General features: G+C 62.4%; 19 protein-coding genes. All 19 read right to left on the bottom strand.

Going from position 1 to position 20,039, the window contains the following annotated elements:
• Window positions 1–176: 176 nt before the first annotated feature.
• The gene (gene brxL / locus AC54T3_RS15895; protein WP_496626291.1) at window positions 177–2,306 is read right to left on the bottom strand and encodes a protease Lon-related BREX system protein BrxL; all 2,130 of its coding nucleotides are present in this window, start codon (window positions 2,304–2,306) and stop codon (window positions 177–179) included.
• The gene (gene pglZ, locus AC54T3_RS15890) at window positions 2,296–4,938 is read right to left on the bottom strand and encodes a BREX-1 system phosphatase PglZ type A (protein WP_496626290.1); all 2,643 of its coding nucleotides are present in this window, start codon (window positions 4,936–4,938) and stop codon (window positions 2,296–2,298) included. The genes brxL and pglZ overlap by 11 nt, the downstream gene beginning before the upstream one ends.
• A gap of 20 nt (window positions 4,939–4,958) precedes the next feature.
• Window positions 4,959–5,291, bottom strand: a complete 333-nt coding sequence (locus AC54T3_RS15885; RefSeq protein WP_496626289.1) for a DUF5615 family PIN-like protein — start codon at window positions 5,289–5,291, stop codon at window positions 4,959–4,961.
• Complete coding sequence (locus AC54T3_RS15880) at window positions 5,288–5,515, bottom strand: DUF433 domain-containing protein (RefSeq protein WP_496626288.1); 228 nt, start codon at window positions 5,513–5,515, stop codon at window positions 5,288–5,290. Before AC54T3_RS15880 ends, AC54T3_RS15885 begins: the two co-directional genes overlap by 4 nt.
• 182 nt (window positions 5,516–5,697) lie before the next feature.
• On the bottom strand, window positions 5,698–5,934 hold the full coding sequence (locus AC54T3_RS15875) for a hypothetical protein (RefSeq protein ID WP_496626286.1): 237 nt from the start codon (window positions 5,932–5,934) through the stop codon (window positions 5,698–5,700).
• A gap of 105 nt (window positions 5,935–6,039) precedes the next feature.
• A complete protein-coding gene (locus tag AC54T3_RS15870) occupies window positions 6,040–6,276 on the bottom strand; it encodes a hypothetical protein (protein ID WP_496626285.1) in 237 nt (78 codons plus the stop codon).
• Between the two features lie 78 nt (window positions 6,277–6,354).
• The gene (locus AC54T3_RS15865; protein WP_328984517.1) at window positions 6,355–6,579 is read right to left on the bottom strand and encodes a UPF0175 family protein; all 225 of its coding nucleotides are present in this window, start codon (window positions 6,577–6,579) and stop codon (window positions 6,355–6,357) included.
• Between the two features lie 57 nt (window positions 6,580–6,636).
• The gene (locus AC54T3_RS15860; RefSeq protein ID WP_496626284.1) at window positions 6,637–6,840 is read right to left on the bottom strand and encodes a DUF2281 domain-containing protein; all 204 of its coding nucleotides are present in this window, start codon (window positions 6,838–6,840) and stop codon (window positions 6,637–6,639) included.
• Window positions 6,841–6,994: 154 nt separating this feature from the next.
• Complete coding sequence (locus AC54T3_RS15855) at window positions 6,995–7,399, bottom strand: PIN domain-containing protein (protein ID WP_496626283.1); 405 nt, start codon at window positions 7,397–7,399, stop codon at window positions 6,995–6,997.
• Complete coding sequence (locus tag AC54T3_RS15850; protein WP_496626282.1) at window positions 7,399–7,641, bottom strand: DUF2281 domain-containing protein; 243 nt, start codon at window positions 7,639–7,641, stop codon at window positions 7,399–7,401. The genes AC54T3_RS15855 and AC54T3_RS15850 overlap by 1 nt, the downstream gene beginning before the upstream one ends.
• A gap of 36 nt (window positions 7,642–7,677) precedes the next feature.
• Window positions 7,678–11,385 carry a BREX-1 system adenine-specific DNA-methyltransferase PglX gene (gene pglX, locus AC54T3_RS15845; RefSeq protein ID WP_496626281.1) on the bottom strand — a complete coding sequence of 1,236 codons (3,708 nt, stop codon included), beginning with the start codon at window positions 11,383–11,385 and terminating at the stop codon, window positions 7,678–7,680.
• 4 nt (window positions 11,386–11,389) lie between these two features.
• Window positions 11,390–11,770, bottom strand: a complete 381-nt coding sequence (locus tag AC54T3_RS15840) for a type II toxin-antitoxin system VapC family toxin (RefSeq protein WP_496626280.1) — start codon at window positions 11,768–11,770, stop codon at window positions 11,390–11,392.
• Complete coding sequence (locus tag AC54T3_RS15835; protein WP_496626279.1) at window positions 11,771–11,992, bottom strand: AbrB/MazE/SpoVT family DNA-binding domain-containing protein; 222 nt, start codon at window positions 11,990–11,992, stop codon at window positions 11,771–11,773.
• A 51-nt stretch (window positions 11,993–12,043) separates the two neighbouring features.
• Window positions 12,044–15,667: a BREX system P-loop protein BrxC gene (gene brxC / locus AC54T3_RS15830; protein ID WP_496626278.1), complete on the bottom strand. Its 3,624-nt coding sequence runs from the start codon at window positions 15,665–15,667 to the stop codon at window positions 12,044–12,046.
• An 84-nt stretch (window positions 15,668–15,751) separates the two neighbouring features.
• Window positions 15,752–16,345, bottom strand: coding sequence for a DUF1788 domain-containing protein (locus tag AC54T3_RS15825; protein ID WP_496626277.1), 594 nt, complete (start codon window positions 16,343–16,345; stop codon window positions 15,752–15,754).
• Window positions 16,342–16,959 (bottom strand): DUF1819 family protein, encoded by a 618-nt coding sequence (locus AC54T3_RS15820; RefSeq protein WP_496626276.1) that lies wholly within the window; start codon window positions 16,957–16,959, stop codon window positions 16,342–16,344. Before AC54T3_RS15820 ends, AC54T3_RS15825 begins: the two co-directional genes overlap by 4 nt.
• A 265-nt stretch (window positions 16,960–17,224) precedes the next feature.
• Window positions 17,225–19,024 carry a DUF927 domain-containing protein gene (locus AC54T3_RS15815; RefSeq protein ID WP_496626275.1) on the bottom strand — a complete coding sequence of 600 codons (1,800 nt, stop codon included), beginning with the start codon at window positions 19,022–19,024 and terminating at the stop codon, window positions 17,225–17,227.
• Window positions 19,025–19,328: 304 nt separating this feature from the next.
• Window positions 19,329–19,571, bottom strand: a complete 243-nt coding sequence (locus AC54T3_RS15810) for a helix-turn-helix transcriptional regulator (protein ID WP_496626274.1) — start codon at window positions 19,569–19,571, stop codon at window positions 19,329–19,331.
• A 211-nt stretch (window positions 19,572–19,782) separates the two neighbouring features.
• The coding region (locus AC54T3_RS15805; RefSeq protein WP_496626273.1) for a hypothetical protein at window positions 19,783–20,039 on the bottom strand (257 nt) is incomplete at its 5' end.

The raw sequence follows: 20,039 nt of genomic DNA, 5'->3' as shown, positions 1-20,039 counted from the left end.
TCCGGCTTCGCCCGCGACAGTGAAAGATCATCGATTTCGGCACGTTTCGCGATGCCTGCGATCGGCGGTATAGTCCACCAGTAGCCCAGAACCACCTGCCTGATGAACGATCCCATTCGCGAACTGGCCGGACGGACCCTCGGCATTCTCTGCTATGGCAAGTTGGGCCAACCAACCTACTCCACCCCCACCGCCTTAAACGCCGCATCCACCGGATCGGCATAGAACGCGGTCTGGAACTTGGCGAACAGCTCGCCGGGAATACTCGGGATATCGCCGACGCTGGCCATCGGCAGCAGGATGCGCTTGGCCCCGGAATCAAACGCCACCTGCAGGCACTCGGCCAGGTTCTCGACCGGGATCACACTGCCACCAAGGCTCATATCGCCCAGGATCGCGAGCTGCGGCTGCAACGGCTTGCGCAGCGCGCCGGAGCACAGCGCAACGAAGCTGGCCAGGGTCATCGCCTTGGCCGGTCCGGTGTTATGCAGTTCCACCGTATGCAGATGAAAGTCGTGATCGCCCGCCTTCACCAGGCCGCTGACTCGCCCGACATTGGCCTTGAAGTAGTCGTAAGCGATCCTTCCGGCCTCCTTCGCCGCGCTGCTGCTGCCCAGTCCGGAGGCGGTGAACTTGCCGTTGCCGGCCGTCGTCTGGGTCTCCAGCCGATACAGCCCGAGGTGCCCACTGCTGCCCATGCAGATGGTGTGCAGCACGCCGGGGTTCAGCGGTCCTTCCGGGATCAGGCTGTCTCCGCCCTGCTCCGGCACGCTGACGAAGGTCTCCTCGCGCGTCTCCTGATCGATGAAGGAGAAATGCACATCGTAGAACTCCATGCCGCCGATCTTCTTCAGCTGCTCCTTGATCCGCCGGCGCGCCTCCATCGCATAGATCAGCACCCGACGCACCGCCTCCTTGTCGTAATCGCCGGCCGGATACAGCAGCTTCAGCAGCCCGGACACCGTGCGCCGCACCGCGATGCTGTCGCGCTGATTCAGGTCCTTGCCGAGGGTGAACCAGCGGTCGATGGCGTCCGAGCAGTTGCGCTTGCGCATCTCGCGCATGAACTCGGCCAGATAGTCGGTGATCAGTCCATAGCGGTTGGTGAAGAATTCCGGGCGCATCTTCGGCACCTCCCAGCCCGGGATGTAGGCATGGAAGCGGTCGAAGAAGGCCGAGTCGATCATCGACTCCGGAAAGGGCGCAAGCAGATGGCTGGTCTTCACCAGGGTATCGACCGGCTGATTGATATTGCCGACGAACATCATGCTCGCCGATGCCTGGATCGACTCGCGCCCGCGGGCGAACGACCCCGAGGCCATGTAGTCCTTCATGATCTGCACCCCATCCTTGTCCTTAAAGGCGATGCCGGCCACCTCATCGAAGGCCACCAGATCCCAGAGCCCGACCAAGCCGACGGTGCGCCGCGCCATGTTGTAGAACAGGTTGGCCACCGTCGTCTGCCCGCCGGAGATCAGGATGCTATTCGGGCTGATCTCCTTGTAGATATGGCTCTTGCCGGTCCCGCGCGGCCCCAGCTCGCAGGCGTTGTAATTGGTCTCGACGAATGGGACCATCCGCGCCAACAGATGCCATTTCACCCGCTCCTCCAGATTCGCCGGCTCCATGCCTGTGGAGCGGCAGAGCACATCGATCCACTGCGCCTCATCGAAGCCGCGCCGGCCCGCGAACAGCTGCTCCAGGTCCAAGTTCGGCATCTGGATCGGCTTCAGCTCACCGATGCTGAACGGCGAGCCCTTCGCCCCCTCCTCATGGAAGTAGTGCAGCGTGACGATGCACCAGATCCCACCGACCAGCAGCTTCTCGAAGTCCTTGACGAAGCGCCCGCTGATCTCGGCATCCTTCACGCCCAGGTTCGAGAGCAGCGCCTCATAGACATCGCGGCGCTCGTTCAGGCGCACCGTCACCTTGTCGATCACCTTGAAGCTGCCGCGCTCCTTGACCTTGGACTTGATCTTCTCCGCCTCGTCCGGGCGCACATAGTTCTCGGCCAGGATGGTCTTCACCGTCTCCAGCCCGTCGCGGATGGTCTCCTCGTCGTCAGAGGCGCAGTACATGCCGAGCAGATACTCGAGCACATAGACCGGCACGTTCGCGCCTTCCTTGATGCGCTTGGTGAGGTCTTTGCGGACCACCTTGCCGGCGAAGTGCTGGTTGAGCAGCGCATCCACATCGGCGCTTGGCGCAGCCTGCCCGGCAACCTCCACTGCAGTGGTCGGATGATCGGCATCCACACTAGCTGCGACCGGCGCGGAGTCGTCCGGGATGATGGGCTCAGAAGTCATTGTCGAAGAGGAGATCGATGGTGACGTCGAACCGGGCTTCCTCGACTCCTGTCTCGGCATCGCGCAAGCGCAGCTGATAGACCCGCTTGCTGTCGAAGCGGCGGCCTTCAAGCGTCAGGCTGACGGTCTTCTTCCAGTGGTTCATGTCCTTGGAGGTGCTGTCGAAGGTCAGGGTCTCGATGTTGGATACCGGCTCCTCGCCGTCGTAGAGCGCGATCTTGAGCGTAGCGGGCTTGACCCGCCCGCCGACCGGCTCGGTCTGGATCAGCTGGAAGCGATGGCGGTTGGTGGTGACCTTGAAGTTGTTGCCGAGCACGCTGACGCCGACGGTGCGCACCTGGGTCTTGGCGGCCTTGTCGCTGCCTCTGAGGTGCTGGACGCGGACCACCGGCACCGCGATCTCCTGCGGCATTGCGCCACCATGGACGAAGCGCGCGCCGCCGACGAAGTGGAAGCGGTTGGCTCCCTTGGGGACCCAGAACTCCATCGCGCCGCCTGTGCCAGCGCTGGGGCCGCCGAAGTTGCCCCCGCCCGCGCCGGCAGTGACCGCCGTCGAGCCGTGAAAGGCCTGGTCGCTCTCCGGCAGGTTGTACCCGATCAGATACCGCTTCTTCGCCAGCACCGTGCCAGGTGGCTTTTCCTTCAGCTTGTTCTTGTCGGTCTCGTCCAGCGGACGCTCTTGGAACAGGAAGCCATGATCGGCGGTGATCAGCACCTGAGTGCCGTTGAGGCTGTTGACGATCTTGGCGGTCAGATCCGCCAGCTCGTCGATGGTCTGGCGCACGGCATGGAAGGTCTCGGCCTCGGTGACGAGCTTGTCGCCGATGGCATCGATGCGGTCGTGGTAGATGTAGACCACCCGATGCGGCTTGATGAAGGCGCGGCCTTCGTCCTTTTTCATCGCCATGAAGGTCTCGGCCTTGACCGCGATGCCCTCGACGTTGGCCAACACCTTGGCGCGCTGCTCCAGCGAGCTGCAGGGCTGGCCATCGACGCGCGGGCTGCCGTTGGCGTCGTAGTCGAGCTGCTTGTGGGGCAACAGCGCGGCCATACCGAGCCCGGTGTAGGACGGCAGCACACCGAGCTGCACGCCGAGCTTGGCATCAAAGCGGTAGCGGCCATTGAGCCGCGCGGTCAATTCCTGGGCGGCCTCGTAGCGGAAGGCGTCGCTGATGATCACGAACACCCGCCGCTCCGGCCCCTTGGCCAGGATCGGTGCGACCTCACGCTCGAAGAAGTGTTGTTGGTTGGGCACCTCTGGCAGCCGCCAGTGCTGCAGCAGGCCGTTGGCCAGGTGCTTGTTCCAGCGCAGCGCTAGCTCGGCGATGAAGCCGGTACCGTAGGTCTGCTCGACCCGCTCACGCAGGGCTTTCAGGATGTCCCAGCCGCGAGCCTCGGCGGCATCGGCGCATTCGCAGAAGTGCCGGTAGTGCTGATCGAAGCGGTACAGGCGCTCGGTGTAGGCCGTGAACAGCGCCGGGGCATCAGCGGGTTCCGGGCGCAGCGCTTCGGCGTTGTGCAGCGCGAAGAGGTCGGCGGCGGTCTCCAGGGCCTGGTAAACGGCATGCAGAGCCTGGCGCGGAGCGGCCTCAGTATCGGCGAGCGTGGTCGCGGCCCAGTAGCCATCCTGCCGACCGGCGACGACGGCACGGATGGCCTCGGCGTCGATGGTATCGGCGCTGTCCAGCACCCGGTCGCGCAGCCGCCCGGCGATGGCCTGCTCAACGCGCAGGAAGGTCTTGGCCTCCTGCAGGGCGTCCAGCCCCAGGCCGCTGAGCTGCTGATCGAGCTTGATCGTCTCGGCGACGGCGGCGGACAGGCGCTCGTAGGACGGGCTGCGGGCGCTGCTGTCGCGCCACTGCGCTAGGCAGACTACGGCGTTGGCCATCCCGCGTTGGGGCAGCACCAGGTGCGCGAGGCCGGCGGGCAAGGCGCTGCCGAGGGCGTTGGCCAAGTCGGAGACCATCAGCCGGATCAGCAGGCCCTTCAGCGTTGGCGTCGGGTCGCGCCAGCCGAAGTGGGTCTCGACCAGGTCCCAGAAGGCCGCCTCGACGTCGTACTTGGCGAGATCGGGCCAGACCGGGGGCGCGGTGTCGAGCTGGCCGTCCGGTATCCCGTCCAGTAGCGTGATTAGCAGCGTGAAGAACTCGGGGTGATCGGCCTTGATCAGCACGGCGATCAGCTTTCGGTCCAGGTCGGCCGCATCGTCATCGGGGCTGGCCAGCCGCTTCAGCCGTTCCAGGCGCTCGCGGCTGGCGAAGAATCTGGCCCGCTCGGCCAGATGCGCGCGCAGCGACTGCGTGGTCAGCCCCAGGTCCGTCAGCAGCATCGAGGCGCGATCGGCGCTGAAGCTGCCGCTGTAGAGGCGGATGTCGAGCAGCCAGTCCTGGTCCGGAGGCGGTGGCGCGAACGGGGCGTAGAGCAGATAGCGGCCGGTTGGGTCGTCCAGCTCCAGGCGGACCTTCAACTCCAGTGCAGGCAGGGCGTCGAGGCGCAGCACCGAGACCTCTTTCAGCTCCAGGTCGGCGAGACTCTCCTCAAACTCCCGATCCGGGTCATGCCAGAACACCAGGCGGTGGCCGTCTTGGTGGAAGCGCTCGTTTAGGGCGTCGGTGATGCGTTGGGTATCCATGCTGACTTGGATTCGGGGGATCAGCTAATGACCAGGCAGGTCGTGTCGGCGTCTTGCAGCCGCCGCTCAATCTCGCCGGCGTTCTCCAACAGGAGCTGGAGCACCCGTGAGCGCGAGCCATTACCGAGCTGCACCCAAACAACGCGAGGCGGCGCACCCAACAGCAAGCTCAGCTCATGGAAGTCCGAGTCCTTGGTGACGATCACGAATCCATGCGTCTTGGCATGCCCCCACACGGCCTGATCACTGGCGCGCTCCAACCCTTCGAGCACAACCTGCGAGCTGCCGGGAAACGCGTCCTGAAGGAACGGGACCAGCCGGCGGGACAGATTCTCGTCAAGCAACAATTTCATGCACAGCGCAATCCACCGAGATGGCGCTCCCGATCGGCAGCAAACTGCAAGCAGGCGCGGATGTCGTCAGGTTCCAGCTCCGGAAAGTCTTCGATGATCTCATCCGCCGTAAGGCCCGCGGCCAGCTGATCCAGCACATCGTAGACGGTGATGCGCAGACCCCGCACGCAGGGCTTTCCGCCGCGTTTGCCGGCCTCAAGCGTGATGCGTTCTCTGTAGTGCATGGTCATGCTCCTCAAGCTGTAAACAGAAACGCCTCGGTGTCGTCCTGCTCGACGTCGGTAGGCGATAGGAAGCCGTTGCACATCTTCGTTACCAGAGACGCGTCACGCCGTAGGGATCAAATCCGAGAGCTTCGGATCATCAAGGATGAACCACAGGAAGGCATGTGTATCCAGCAAAAGCCTCACGGCATGTAGTCCTTGAAATCGTCCAGATGCTCATCGTCTTCCGCAATCATCGTGAGCTTGCCACGCGCACTGCCTGGCTTGCGTTCGCGTCGCCCGGCTTTGGCGCTTCGCTCCACTGCTGATCCCTTGTCCTCAAGGGGCCACAGGATGATTTCGGTCTTTTGGTGGCGAAGTGCTTCAGGCACCGGGATCGAATCCGGCGTGTCGTCGTAGATGATGCGGATGGGATGCATGGGATTGATGCTCGGTCGTTGAGAGGTTTGTTGTGCGTTCAGTCGCCCTTCTTGCCGGTGACCGTCTTCACCTCAGCCAGCAGATCCGCTCCGTCCTGCCACAGTTTACGCGGCCATTTCAAACGATTTTTCCACCGCGGATGGAAGTTGAATCGGAACAAAGCGATTCGCGGAGTAGAGGTAATCTTCGCCGCTTTCATTGATGATTCGCAAATCGCCATCCGCTGCCGCGTCTTCGTCTGGGAGGACGCGATAAATTTTGTGGCGTTCGAGAGAGGCGGGATAGTCGGCGTTGTTGATACAGACCGCGTAGGCTGTTAAGCGATTGGAATTTTTCATCATTCCAGGTATCTTTTGCGTTTGAATGCCAGCAAGCCGATATTATCCAACGCGATCAAGGGGCTGGTATTGCAGATGGTCTCAGGCACGCTCAACATCCTGGGCCAAGTCTTCCGCCGGGTAGTTAAAGAGCGTGACATCCTGGCGGCCCAGCAGCTCGATAAACCCTCGTTTCGAGAGCCCCGCCAACTGCGCGGCCTGTCCCGCCGACAAGCGGCCCTGCTCATACAACCGAGCCGCGAGCGTCAGAGCCAGATCAGATGGGCTGATGTCAAGGTCATCGGGAAGCGGCAGTACTGCATTCATTGAAGGATCTCCGTGGGCGTTTTGGGCGGAAATGGGCCGGTCTCTGTATCGCCGGGGCTACAGGTGATTCCAGGCCTCGTCATCCGTTGGGTTGCCCCAGACGTGAGACATCGCCGATGCCTGTGCCTGCTGCAAGTCCTGCTCGGACGCTGACCTAACGGCGTACTTGGCTTCAATGAAGTCGACGAAGTCCAGCACCTCGCGGGCTAACTCGTCTGGCAGTGTCCGCACCTTCTCGTCGATCTGTTCAGCGAGCGTCATGGTTAAGGTCTCCGCGTTTGCATCAGTCGCTCTTCTGACCGGTCACCGCCTTTACTTCGGCGAGCAGATCACCGAACTTGCCATAGTTGACCTTCACCCCGTCGTCGAGGTCGAGCGCAATGCACGCGGCCATCTTGGCTCTGTAGCGGCTCAGTTACTTCATGCGCATCCAATCCTCGCAGCGCAGGCCTGGCACTCGCTCAAACTCCGAGGTGTTATTCGTCACCAGGGTCAGCTCTGCGGCGAGCGCGATGGCCGCGATCTGCAAATCATAGGGGCCAATTGGCGTGCCCTGACGATTGAGATAGACGCGAATCTCGCCAAATCGACGGGTCGCTTCGCCGCTGAAGGGCAGACTCGGCAGCCAGTCGAGCAGTCGTAACAAACGTTCGGAATTCTCGGTGACCCGCGTGCTCTTGGCTACGCCGAACCACAACTCGGATTCGACCGTGGCGCAGATCCGCAACTGTTGCCGTCCGACTCGGCGAACATGGGACTGCACGGCGGGATGGTGCTTCATCAATGCAATCGCCGCATTGGTATCGAGCAGATAGGCCATCAGTCGAGATCCAGGCGCGGGCTGTCCTCGCCCAGGTCCGCGTTGCTGATGTCGTCGGGAAAGTCCTCGCTCAGTCCACCCGCGACCGCTGCAAGAAATGCCTCGGTATCATCCTCTTCGACATCGGCGGGCGACGGAACAGCATACCGTTGCTCCAGAAACTCGATATAGCTGAGTGCCTCGCGGGCCGCCTGTTCGGGAAGCCGGCGGCTATGGGCGTAGATGATCTCTGCGATAGACATGGCGAGTGGGTCCCTTTCAAGAGTGTTTGGGGGCGACTAATCGGCGCTCTTGCCGGTGACGGCCTTCACCTCGGCCAGCAGGTCACCGAACTTGCCGTAGTTGACCTTCACCCCGTCGTCGAGGTCGAGGGCGATGCGCTGGTCGGCGTAGTGGCGCAGTTGCTCGTCGAAGCGGCGCAGCTCGTCGAGCTGCTTGCCGAGCTTGTCGCGCTCCTTCTGCAGGCGCTTGGCCTGGGCTCCGCTGCTGGCGGCCTCTATGTCGTCGGCGAGGCTGTCGATGCGCGCGGCCATCTTGCTTTGCAGCGGCACCACGTATTCCATGCGCATCCGCGCCAGGGTGCCCTCGTGGTAGCGGTGCAGGTAGACCAAGCACTGGAAGGCCTTCCGCTTGCCGCTGGAGAAGCACCAGTAGATCGGGCGCTTCTTATAGGTTTGCAGGTGGTCCTTGAAGAACTTATCGGCCAGGTAGCGGCGGAGGGTGTCGCGGGGGGTTTCGGTTTTTTTGGGGTTGAGGTTGCTGGCTAGGAAGGCGAGATTTTGGTCAAGAAGTGAAGAAGTGCGGAAGTTGGGAAGTGAAGAAGTAAGAGGGGCGGCGGTTGGGTCATCTGCTTCTTCACTTCTTAACTTCTTAACTTCTTCACCTCTTCCCCCCCACACCACATCAACAAACTCCACCACCCGATTCGCGGCGTCGTCCTCGAACCAGTCGGTATCGGTGATCGGCAGGATGCCGTCGTCATCGGCCGGGAAGCTCGCGTAGCGGCTGGGGTCGAAGCCCTGGTTGCCGATGTGGGCGTAGATCAGCCCCGGTTCGTCGAGGCTGTAGCGGCCCATGATGCAGCCGATGGCGTAGGAGACCAGCTCCTGCATGCTGTCCTCGCGGAAGCGGGTCTCCAGTTCCTCGGGGAAGCCGTGCTCGACGGACCAGTCGTCATCCGAGAGCTTCTTGCCGTAGCGGTAGGCGGGGTTGACCGTCAGGGTGATCTGGTCGATGGGGACTTCGGGGGTGAGTTCGTCTTGCAGGCCGTAGGCGTCGATGAAGAGGCGGTTGTTTTCCTCTTCGAGCCGTTTCATTTCGGTGATGGTTTGGCGGTTCTTCGCGATCCAGCCGGTGTAACTGGATTCAAGGCTGTCGGTGGGATCGGAGGAAATCGTGAGAACTGGTAAGGATTGGAAGTCCCAGGAGCGTTCGGATGCATCCCAATCCGTAGTCGCAACCTCTATGCACTTGGCTATTAACTCTGGCTTCTCATGATAAGGCCAAGGGCCATCACCCACTGTACAAACTGGCAACACACCGAGATCGCCGGGATTAGCGTGCACCGTTGGGTTGATTACACCAAGCCATGCGGTTGTTGGCTTTGCACAAAGGAGGGCTGTCAAACGTTTCAAGTCTAGTTCATCAGAGTATATCCCACATCCGACAGCACTTATTATAAAGCCTGGGCCGCAGTATCGTGCTCCGAAGGTATTTAGCGAAGTAACATCAGACCACGTAACAGTCGGCCGAAATATGTACTCCAGATTAAAGTTTGTAGCCCATATTCTATTCTCAGTGGGATGCTGGGTTGTCCGAAGTCGAAGACCATCATTCTCCCAATCTACAACGTGATCGATGTTTCCGTACCACTTTCGGAACTGCCCCCCTTTTAGATAAGGGAACCATTTTCGCCCAGATTGTTGAGCCTCGTCGCGTGTTTGATGACCGAAGCCAATATCTGAATGAGTGATCTCACTCCATTCCCGCACGTAAACGTCGTTCCTTGCAGTTACTAGTCCCTTACGCGGCTCGGAACATGCATTAATCGATGGAAATTTTTCGAAAGCACGTGCCGTATTATGGCCAACCCAGTAGGCGATCTGGTTGCCGGGAATTCGCGAAAATTCAGAGTTGGCGGAACTAAAGCGATAATTCGCATGGAATCGCACTTTGAGTTCTTCGTTGCTCGCGACACTTCCTGGCTTAGAAAACAGCCGCAAAAATTGCCCAATAAGGTCTTGGACGGAAGTTCGTTTCAGGACGAAGGAACAGCTACCGAAATCCGAGCCCCAAACGCCCCTTCCGTTGTGGGCTAAAGTCAAGATGGGTGCACTCCCGAGCAGCGCGATTCGAAACTGCTCGAATGATGAGATGAACATCCAGTTTGGAATTGTGATCATCCCGACGTGGCCGCTCTCTTTTGCAAGTTGAATGTTTCGGAGGACGAACGCAGCGTAAAGGTCAGCCTTGCCGACCTCGTAGACTTGAATCACAAATGTCTTCAAGACTGGTGTCTGATAGCTGCCACCCATATACGGCGGATTCGCCAAGACTGCGTCATATCGAACCGTTAACAACTCCGCTTGCCGCACCAGGACCTGCAACTGCTGCAGCCCGTCGGCCAAGAAAAAATCTCCCGTCTCCCGCTCACAGAGCAGCCGCAACTCCGGCAACTTTGCCGCCAATCCCTCCGGCACCTGAATCAAAGACCCAAAAGTCCGAGCACGCCGAAACAACTCCACCAACTCATCCACAGCCTCCGCAATCCCTTCTTCACTTCCCAACTTCTTTACTTCTTCACTTCTTAACTCCCCTGACTCCTCCAACGCCATCACATTCAACCCAACCCCCCGCCCCAACACCCGCCGATCATCCTCCCTTGCCTTCATCATCAACGCGAACCCAGCCAACTGCGCCGCGCGCGGGTCGATGTCCAGCCCGAACAGGTTCTTCTCCAAAATCAGCTTCGGAATATCCCGCAGCCGATAGCCGCGCTCCAGGTAGATCGCCTTGAACAGCTCATAGGCCTCGACCAGGATGTGGCCGGAGCCGCAGGCGGGGTCCATCAGGGTCAGGGCCTCGGGGTCGAGGCTGTCGGGGGTGATGGCGTCGAGCTGGGCCTGCACCTCCGGGGTCTGCTCGGCGGGCTCGATGTAGTACGCCATCTGCGCCTTGAGCGGCGAGTCGGGATAGGTCGCCAGCCACTGCGCGCCGAGGCTGTTCTGGACCATGTATTTGACGATCCAGTTGGGGGTGAAGAGCTGGGTGGCGGCGGGGATGTCCTCGCTCTTGACCACCTTGCCGATGACCTGGTCCTTCTTCTCCGAGATGTAGAACTGGTACAACCAGCCGATGATCTCGATCTCCTGCCAGTCGTCCTCGGGGATGGCGCTGACCAGCTCGCGGATCAGGGAGTCGGTTTGCAGCAGGCGGTCGGGCAGCAGCAGCTCGGTCTCGTCGTCGACCGGCTCGAACAGGAAGGGCATGGCCTGGTGCAGCGCGCGGCATTGGGCCAGCAGCAGCTCGCGATACAGGGTCTCGTCCTGGGTGCCGTCCATCTTCAGCGCGATGACGCGCTCGCGATCGAGTCCGGGCAGCTCGACGTGCTGGGCCTGCTCCAGGATCTCCGGCGGTGCGCCGGTCGTGCCTGCGGCGGCGGGATGGCTGAGCACACGGTAGCTGTGATCGAGGAAGCCGTGCAGCTCCATGTAGCGGATGGCGATCAGGCGGTTGAACCAGGTGTAGGCGGCGGCCTCCATCACCGGCTCGAAGCCCTGCGCGCGGATGCGCTCGGCGAGCCGCGCGCGCTGCCGGGCGATGCGGCGCGGATGCGGTTGGCCGTCGATGACCAGCAGCTCGCCCTCCTCACGCGCCTCGGCGATGCCAGCGGCGCTGAGCCCGAACAGCCCGGCGCGGCGGGTGACGGCGGCGATGAAGTCGCGGCGGGCCTTGGGGGCGTAGGTCTTGAGCGTGTTGGTTTGCATGGGGTCAGTGGTCCTTCTTCGGAAAATAGGTCACGCCGGGCAGGCCGTCGAAGTGGTCGTCAGAGGTCACCAGCTCGGCGCGACACTTCTGGGTAATGGCATAGATCACGGCGTCGGCAACCGAAAGCCGATGATCGCGGCTCAGTTCTGCCGCGAGCAGCGCGACCGACGTATCAAGGTCGACGACGAGGGAGCGCGTGGTGCGGGCGATCGCCTTCATCGCGGCTTGCTCGCCTTGGTTGCGATCCAGCCACTTGTACAACTCGAACTGAACGATCGTGGGGACGACGAGGGTCTCGGGCGCTTCGAGATACGGCAGGAAGCGATCAACGAGCGGGCCGTCTGCCAGCCACTCGATCCATCCGCAGGTATCGACCAGCACCATCTATTTGTAGCGCTCCAGACGATCGGTCCGATCCCGGTAGTCGCTGGTATCCGCCCCCTTGGCAATCCCGCGCAGCTCGGCCAACTCGGGGATGGGCACCAGGGAGATGATGTCGCCCTTGGTGATGACCGCAAAGCGCTGCCCAGCCTTGAGATGCAGTTCTTCTCTGACGGCCTTGGGGATGGAAAACTGGAACTTGCTGGAGAGGGTGACGGAGGCCATGAGATTTTCCTAGTCGATGTCGATCGATCGCTGTTCTGTAAAATCTAGCACTTACCGGATCTCGATGCGATCACCGGCGGCGACCACCTTTTCCAGCGCCCCGCGCAGCGTGTCGAGGTAGGCGTCGATATCGGCCTTGGTCTCCAGGTAGCCGTCGGGCGCGAGCGCGGACGGCTTGATCACCCGGCGCGGCTTGACGTAAGGCTTGGTCGGCGGGGTGACGTCGTTGATGTTGCCACCGCCAGGCGGCTTGGGTGGCGGCTTGACCGCCTCCTCGAGCTTGGCAAAAGCCTGATCGGCCAGCTCCACCGCCCGACTGCCAGCTTGATCAATATGCGCCAGACTGGTCTGGGCCTCGACCTGCTTCTTGAGCTGCTGCAGCGGGTATAGGCACTGGTTGCGCAGATCGTGATCGGCCTGGGCGGCGTCCAGCTCGATCTGCACCTTGCCGATCTGCCTGTCAACCTCGGGCAGAACCTTGGCCCGATGCTCGGTGATCAGGGCATTGTCCGTCTGTTCGATAGCCTGGATCAGACCCTCGGCCTCTTTGACCAGGCCGTAGGGTGACGGCGCGGCGAGGATCTCCTGCACGCGCGTCAGCGCTTTGGCTGCGCTGACGTCTTGCTCCAGCCAGCTGCGATTGGGCTGGAAGCGGGTCTCGGCCTTGCGCAGCTTGTCCCAGGCCGGACGTTGATGGCTGTAGAAGTTGCGCAGCTCGTGGATGTCGTCGGCGAGGTCGAGCAGGTCGTTCTTACCGGCCAGGAACCGCTCGATCAGCGCCACGGTCTCCTGCTCGGCCGCGAGCGGCTTGATCAGACCGATGGCGTCGGCGATGGTCTCCTTGCCGGGATAGTTGCCGGTGCTGGCCAGGGTCTGATACTCGTTGAGATCGCTCATCCAGCCCGCGAGCTGCGCGCGTAGGAAGGCGTCCAGTGCCTCTTCGCCATCCGGGGCGAGCGTGCTGAACAGGTCCTTGCAGAGTTGGCGCGCTTGCTGCAGCTGGCCGCTGTCGACGCTCTTGCGTTTGACCAGGCTGACCTTGCGCCACTTGCTCGGTGAGATCAGCGCGTCGTAGGCCTTCTCGATGCCGAGCGTATCGCCATCGAGCACCAGGCTGATGTCACCACGGCGCAGCAGGCGGGCGATCAGCAGGATGACCTCCCATTCCGGCCAGCCATAGGGACGCCGGCCGAACGGGTCCTGCACCAAGGCCTCGAGGATGATCTGGCGGTTGGCGTTGGCCCTCAACTCGATGGCCTGGGTCAGCGCAGTGATCGCTTGTTGATTGCCCTGTCCGGCCTCCAGTGAAAACCCGAGGTCGTCGACATCGGTGGCGCTGAGCACGGCCTTGATCTCGGCCTGGGGGTTGGCGGAGAGCCGGTTCAGGTAGCCGAGCTTGTTGAAGCTGTTGCGCACCAGGTAGTTGAGCCCGTCGGCGATGGCGGCGGCGGCGCTGCTGGCCTTGGTCGGCACCGGCTGACCGGCGGCGTAGAGGCTGGCCTCCTGGCAGAGTTGGTCGAGCAGGCGCAGTAGCCGGGCGCGGCGCTCGCGGTTCTCCTCCTGGCGCTCGCGCAGGATGCGCAGCGTGGTGGTGGAGGCGGTGCCGTCGTTCTTGCGCCCGACGTACTTGTCGGTCTGGATCAGGGTGCGGATCTCGCGCGCCAGGGTCTTGTCGTCGGCGAGCTTGAGGATCAAGGCTCCGTCCTCGGCGCTGCTGTTGAGGATGCAGCGGGCCTCGTCGTAGAGGCCGTAGTCGTCGGCCAAGGGGGTGATGACCGAGATCACCAGATCGCCGTCGGTGCGGTGCCCGTGCGGGTGCAGATCGCACAGCCGGGTCAGGCCGAAGTCCTTGTGGTTGTCCGGGAAGCGGTGCTTGCGCAGGCCCTTGAGCACGTCCTCGAACAGCAGCTCGGCGAGCCGCTTGGTCTCCTCGGCGGAGCTGAGATCGACGTCCTTGATCTCCCGGCTGATGTCGCGCTCCTCGTTGGTGAGGAAGAAGAAGTCCTCGCCGTTACGCCCGATCAGGGTCTCGCGCTCCAGGCGCTGCAGGCTGGCCTCGATCTGCTGACGCAGCGCGAGGCGGTCGGCATCGATGCGGTCGACGAACAGGGTCACCAGGTTGTCGACGTTGCCGCGGATCTCATCGACGTAGCGGATCAGAAACAGGGTCTTGAGGACCAGGCTGTCGAACGGATCGAGCTTGTCGTTGCGTTGGGCATTGTCGATGGTGGACTTGACCACGCCTTCGAGGAAGCTCTCGATGGCCGGATAGAAGCGGTACAGCGGCACTAGCACGCCGACCTCGTTATCGCCGAGCTGGGTGGCAGCGGACTGGAAGGCATCGAGCATCGAGCGCTCGCCGCGGGCCAGGTGCAGGCCGGTGACGCCGTGGCGGCGGATGGCCTCGAACACCTTCTGCACCAGTTGGAACTGGTAGGGCGCGAACGGGTAGACGGCGGCGAAGTCCGGCGCATCGGCGAACGGCTTGAAGGTCATGCCGACATTGCTGAAGCTGAGCTGGTGCTTGAGGATGTCGGCGCTGTCGGCATAGACCTGGGTCAGCGCCGTGCGGGCGGGCTCGGTCTTGGCCAGCAGGCGCTTCTGGATCACCTCGTCGACGTTGCCGCTGGAGAGCGAGAGCCGGGTCTTGAAGCGGCCCTGGATCTTGGAGAAGTCGTTGGCCTTAGAGGCGCGCACCTCGCCGAGGATGGCATCGATGTCTTCCTGCGAGGTCACCACCACCCAGGCGCGGCCACCGCAGGCAGTACCGAGGTTCTCGGTGATGGTCTGCAGGCTCAGCATCAGGTGCGTGTCCTGGCCGATGAACTGGCCGATCTCGTCGACCAGGAAGACGATGCGGCGGCCTAAGCTCGATGGGCCGCTGCGCCCAGGGATGGGGTTGTCCAGATACTCGCGCACCCAGCCGGCGAAGTTCTCGACGGTGAGCAACGAATCGAAGTCGGCCTCAGAGCGTTCTAGCCAGGACCGCGCACCCTCGGGGCTCTTGCCTAGCGCGTCCGACAGCGCCTGGACGATCTCGTCCTGATAGAAGCTGTAACCATCGCGCTCGGCCTCCCAGTCGACGCCGGCGACGGCATGGAAGGCGGCCTTGAAGGCGTCGAGCTGGCCCTGCTGATCGAGCCGGCGCTCGATGTCGGCCAGGTGCGGGTAGTCGCCGCTGTAGCCGAGCTTCTCGTTGAAGACCTTCAGGAAGACGCGAAGGATCGCGTCGCGCCCGCTGCTAGAGTCGGCCTTGCTGTCGATGTTGAACAGGATGACGTCGGTGTCGGTGCTGAGCGCGCGCTTGATGTCGCCGGCCAGCATCGCGTCCTGGATCTTGCCGTCGAAGAAGTCGATCGCACGCCGCGTCTGGCCCTGGTAGCTGATCTCCCGGTTCTCGAGCAGGTAGGAGAGGATCTTCAGGAAATGCGACTTACCCGAGCCGAAGAAGCCGGAGATCCAGACCCCGATCAGGCCGAGAATGTGCGGATCACCATGGTTGTCGAGGGCCTTGAGGAAACTGTCGAAGAAGCGCCGGAAGTGGGCATCCAGCTCCTTGGTGATGACGTACTCCTCCAGCTCCTGCCAGACCGAGGCAGCATCGTCCTGATCGGCCTTGATGACGCCGTTGATGGGGCGATCGACGGGTTTGGTGAAGAGGTCCTTGATGAGCATTTTTGAAGAAGTGGATAGTGGATAGAGAGCCTGGACTGTTGTATGGGTGTTGTTCGCCAAATTGCGCTGTCCTGCCACTATCCACTATCCACTTCTTCCCCCACTATCCACTAACCTGAAAGCGCGGTAGTAGGGCTTGTCTTGAAGCACACCGAACAGCCGCAGCGACTGCCCATCGTAGGTGCCTGGGTAGAACAGTACGAGCGGGGTGCTGCCCATACCGGCATGCAGGTTGTTGAGCAGATTGTGGGTCCGCAGCAGCGGGTAGGCACTGCCGATGCCGGAGACCAGCACGACGTCCTGGGTGGCGGGCTCGGTCTGATCGATCAGCGCGGCGGCGAGCTTGCCGGCATCGAGCGGCGCGGCCAGAGCCTTGAGCAGCGCCTGATCACCTTGCTGACGCTGTTTGGCCAGGGCCTTGTGGTAGAAACCGCGCGCCTTGAGGGTGTCGATGATCAGGGAGAACAGATTGACATGCGCGATGCGCAGTTCAGGACGCTGCTTGGGGACCTGCGCAAGCAGGAAGGCGATATGTTCGCGCACCGCCAGCTCTTGCTCGGGCGGGTAGTCGAAGGCGTAGAACGGGATCTCGTTGCCGAGGCCGCGGCCTTTGAGAACGTCATCGGCAGTAATGCGGCCGAGGATCTGGTTCAGGCGCTGGTCGAAATCGCTGCTCATGCGGTGGTGTCCCTATCGGTGAGCTGGATGCAGCGCAGTGCATACCATTGCTCGGCCTCGCGCAAGGCCTGAATGACCTCCGGGGCGATCGGCAAGGGTTGCAGGCTGCAGGCGCGGTCAGCAGAAAGATAACCGGCCTCGCGCAGCATGCCGAAGGCGCGGGTACGCAGCGTGGTGCGCGTCGACTCGCTCCACGCCGGCATCTGCGGATCGCGGGTCTTGCAGTCGGCGAGGTACTGCTCCCAATGCGCGGGCTTGAGGCTGGGCTCGAAACGGCGATAAAGATCGTGGACGACCAGATCAAGGAAGTCGCCGAACAGCGGTGAGTAGGTGACCGTGGCGGCCAGCACGGCGTGTGTGGCCACCGGGCGGCTGCCGTCGCGGATCAACCCCCAGATCGAAGCCGGCAGGGTGCGCAGCCGTGCCCGAATCAGCGTGGCTTTGGTTCGGGCGGTTGAGGGCGAGCGCTTGGCGAGGACATTGTCGACAGTGATCGCGCGTTCCCAGCGCTCGGCATCAACGCCTTCCAACAACAGCGTGGCGATGATCCGACTCTCGGGCAACATCAGCCCGCCTTTGCTGAAATTGGCCTTGTAGCGTCCTGCTTCGCTCAAGCCTGATCTCCTATTGGATAACGCTCGATCGTGGTGCGACCATCGGCATTGCAGGTTCCGCGCATGGCGTGAACCTTGGAGCCAGAACAAGCCTAAGCCGCCAGTGCGGCATCCACCACCTAAAACGGACGGTTTAGCTGCAGACAAGCGCCTATGCAAGCGTTTCCGCGATGCGGCAAACCCGCAATGCCTTTAGAAGGTCGTCTAGTCTAGCGGCTTGGCGTAGATTCGCATCGACTGTCAGCCAATGCAATCGGACCGGCTGTCATGCTTGGCCCGCTTCTGCGTCATCGAGCGCGTCATCCGGTAACGACACCGCGTAGACATTGGTATTCTTACCCTGGATCTTGCGCTGCAGCCGATGCTTGTCGCCGCTGCCCTTGATTAGCCAGCCGGCCCTGGCCAAGGCGATCAAGCCGCGCTTCAGATCCTGCCCACTCAGGGCCTCGCGCAGGCCGCTGGCCAGAAAGAGATAGGTCACCTGCCCAGTGGTTGGGTCCTCCTCGGTGTAACCGGCGCGCTCGCGGATCGGGTGTGCTGAGATCGCATGGCGCGGTGCGAAGCGGCTCTCACCATGGCGCTCGATGAAGCTGCGCACCGACTCCAGGATCTGCCGATCCTCGGTCTGCCCGCTGCCCTGCTCAGTCTGCCAGAGATGGTAGGCATCCAGCACCGCGTCAGCCGCGATGCCCGCAGGCCAGCCGGTGATGCCTGCCGCCGTCGCCAACTCACCGGCGGTGCCGATCAGGGCCAGCTGCTTGGCAACCCGCGCAGCCTGTCCATGGGTGACCGACATGCCCTCCATCAGATGCAGCACGGCCCTGGACAGGGTCTGATCCTGCTGCTGACCGACCAGCCAGTGTAAAAAGGCGCGTCCGGCCGTGCCGTGCACACGCTGAGTCGCGGCACTCAGGGCATCCGCAAAGGCAGCACCGTCTGCGGCACCGTGGATCTGATCAAAGGCCCCATAGGTGCGCTCACCGGCCGGCAAATTGATCAAACGCACCGCCTGACCCGCCTGATAGCGTCCGCCATCGGCCTGCATGTGGGCGTTGACGGTGCGCTCGCCACTGGAGAGGATCACGGTGCGCCAGTGTGCGCGTCGTCGGGTGCCGCCCTGAACGTTGGCGCGTCCTTTACCGCGACCATTGGCCAACTGATAGATCACCGCGCCCACATCACGTCCGTCGGCCTGGCCCAGTTCATCCAGGGCAAGCAGGGTATCGTTGGACTCGGCCGCTGCGGCCTCCATGCCGTTTGCGGTGGCCTGCCAACTGCGTAGCATGGCCGGACTGCCCCAGACCGAAACGGCCGTGCGGAGGGCAGTGCTCTTGCCGCCGCTGCTATCGCCATAGAGATGCAGACCGGCGTGATCGGCCTGGATCAGAGCCAGCAGTGGTCCGGCAAACGCGGCCGAGATCGCTAACAGCAGCACCAAGTTACCAACCGCCGCAGCGGCGACCTGCTCGCGCCACTGCGCCAGGGTCCCGGATTGGGCGTAGTCGAGCGGTTGCGTGGCCTCGGACTCGAAGCGGATCTCGCCGCCACCGATCACGGTGTCCGGCAAGACGAAGCGCCCCTCGTGCCAGCCCAGGGTCGGTACCTGCAGGATCTGGCGCTTGGGCACCTGGTGCATCAAGTACTGCACCAGACGTTGGCGCTGCGTGGGCTCAAACAGCAGGCCTCTGGCCAATAAGGCGCCGCGCAGTTCCAGGCCTTCGCCACGCAAGAGCGGCATCGGCATGATCCACTCACGAACCTGCCCCAGGACATCCGGGAAGCGCAACAGGCGCCCGAAGGCCTCACCACGCGCATCAACCGAGATGGCCTCGACGGTCAGCGGACTGCAGATCCAGTCATCGGATCGACTGCGCTGACCGTCCTTGCCCTCTCGTACGGCGTGATACCAGACCCCGGCGCGGTGCAGGCGTTTACCGTCGTGCCAGGACTTGAGGTAGACCCGCCAACAGGGACAGACATCGAGGCTCGGCGGTGCGCTGGCGATAAGGCGGTGCGCCTGCTCATCGGCATCGGAGCGAGCGCTGTCCTCAGGGTTAGGTAGCACCAGCCGTCTCTCAGGTGCTCCCGCGGTAGCACTCGGAATCTTTCGCAGATTCAATGCAGTAGCACCGTTAGCACCGGTAGCACGGAAAAATGCGGACCTTTGGTCGTCTACGACCGATGCGGCTTGTTCAGACGCCGTCGCGTCCGTGCGAGCGGAGCCTTGGCAGGCCGTCATGGTGTCACCCCGTTGGTACCTGACCAGGCGTGGCCATGGTCCACATCGGGGCTGCGATCGATCCCTATCCAGGGGATGTTGAACGACGACTGAGCGTTGCTGGCTGGCTTTGTCATAGCAACCACCTCCGTCACTGACCACGCGCGGCGTGCAGTTGGTTGACGAGGGCATGCATTTCTTCGGATGTCGCGCCGGCCGTGAGGGCGCTGATAACGGCGTCGATCTCATGGCTGGGCCAAGCGACGGCGCGCCGGCCGATCTTGACCGGGCGTGGCAGCACACCGGCGGCGATATCGGCATAGACACTGGCGCGGGAGCGGCCAATGCGGCGTTCAACTTCGGGGCGGCGTAGGAGAGAGGGGGTGTGGGGCATCGTTACGGCATCCTGGTTGTGGAGATCAGTGCTGGGCGGGATAGCTCCCACGCCCAGCGTGCTGTCTTCAGTACTCAGGAAGCGCCGCCGGTGCTCAATACCGGGCTTGGCCTAAAGGCTGTTCAGGGTCAGAAATGCTTTAGCGGGCTGCCTGGGGCTGAAGACCTTGCTAGCATCCACGCAATCCGTCATCGTCCGCGACAGTGAAAGATCATCGATTTCGGCACGTTTTGCGATGCAACGGTGCGTGATGGTCTCCGCAGCCAGGGATTTTCTCCGCTATTGTCAGATGTGCAACGCTCTGAATCGAGCAACTGCGTTGCCGTTTTGCATCCTCCTCTTCGGCAACGCGGGGGGTACAGCCAGAAACCGCAGAATCAACCCAATCTAGTCTCTTCTTTTTGATGATGAGTATCAGCCCTTTTAAGGTGACCGTCGAGAACGGGCTGCCGCTTGCGCCAAGAGTTT

The sequence above is a fragment of the Halochromatium sp. NSM3 genome (assembly GCF_059621085.1).
The sequence above is the reverse complement of the archived record's forward strand: the minus strand, read 5'-3'. Positions and strand labels throughout refer to the sequence as shown.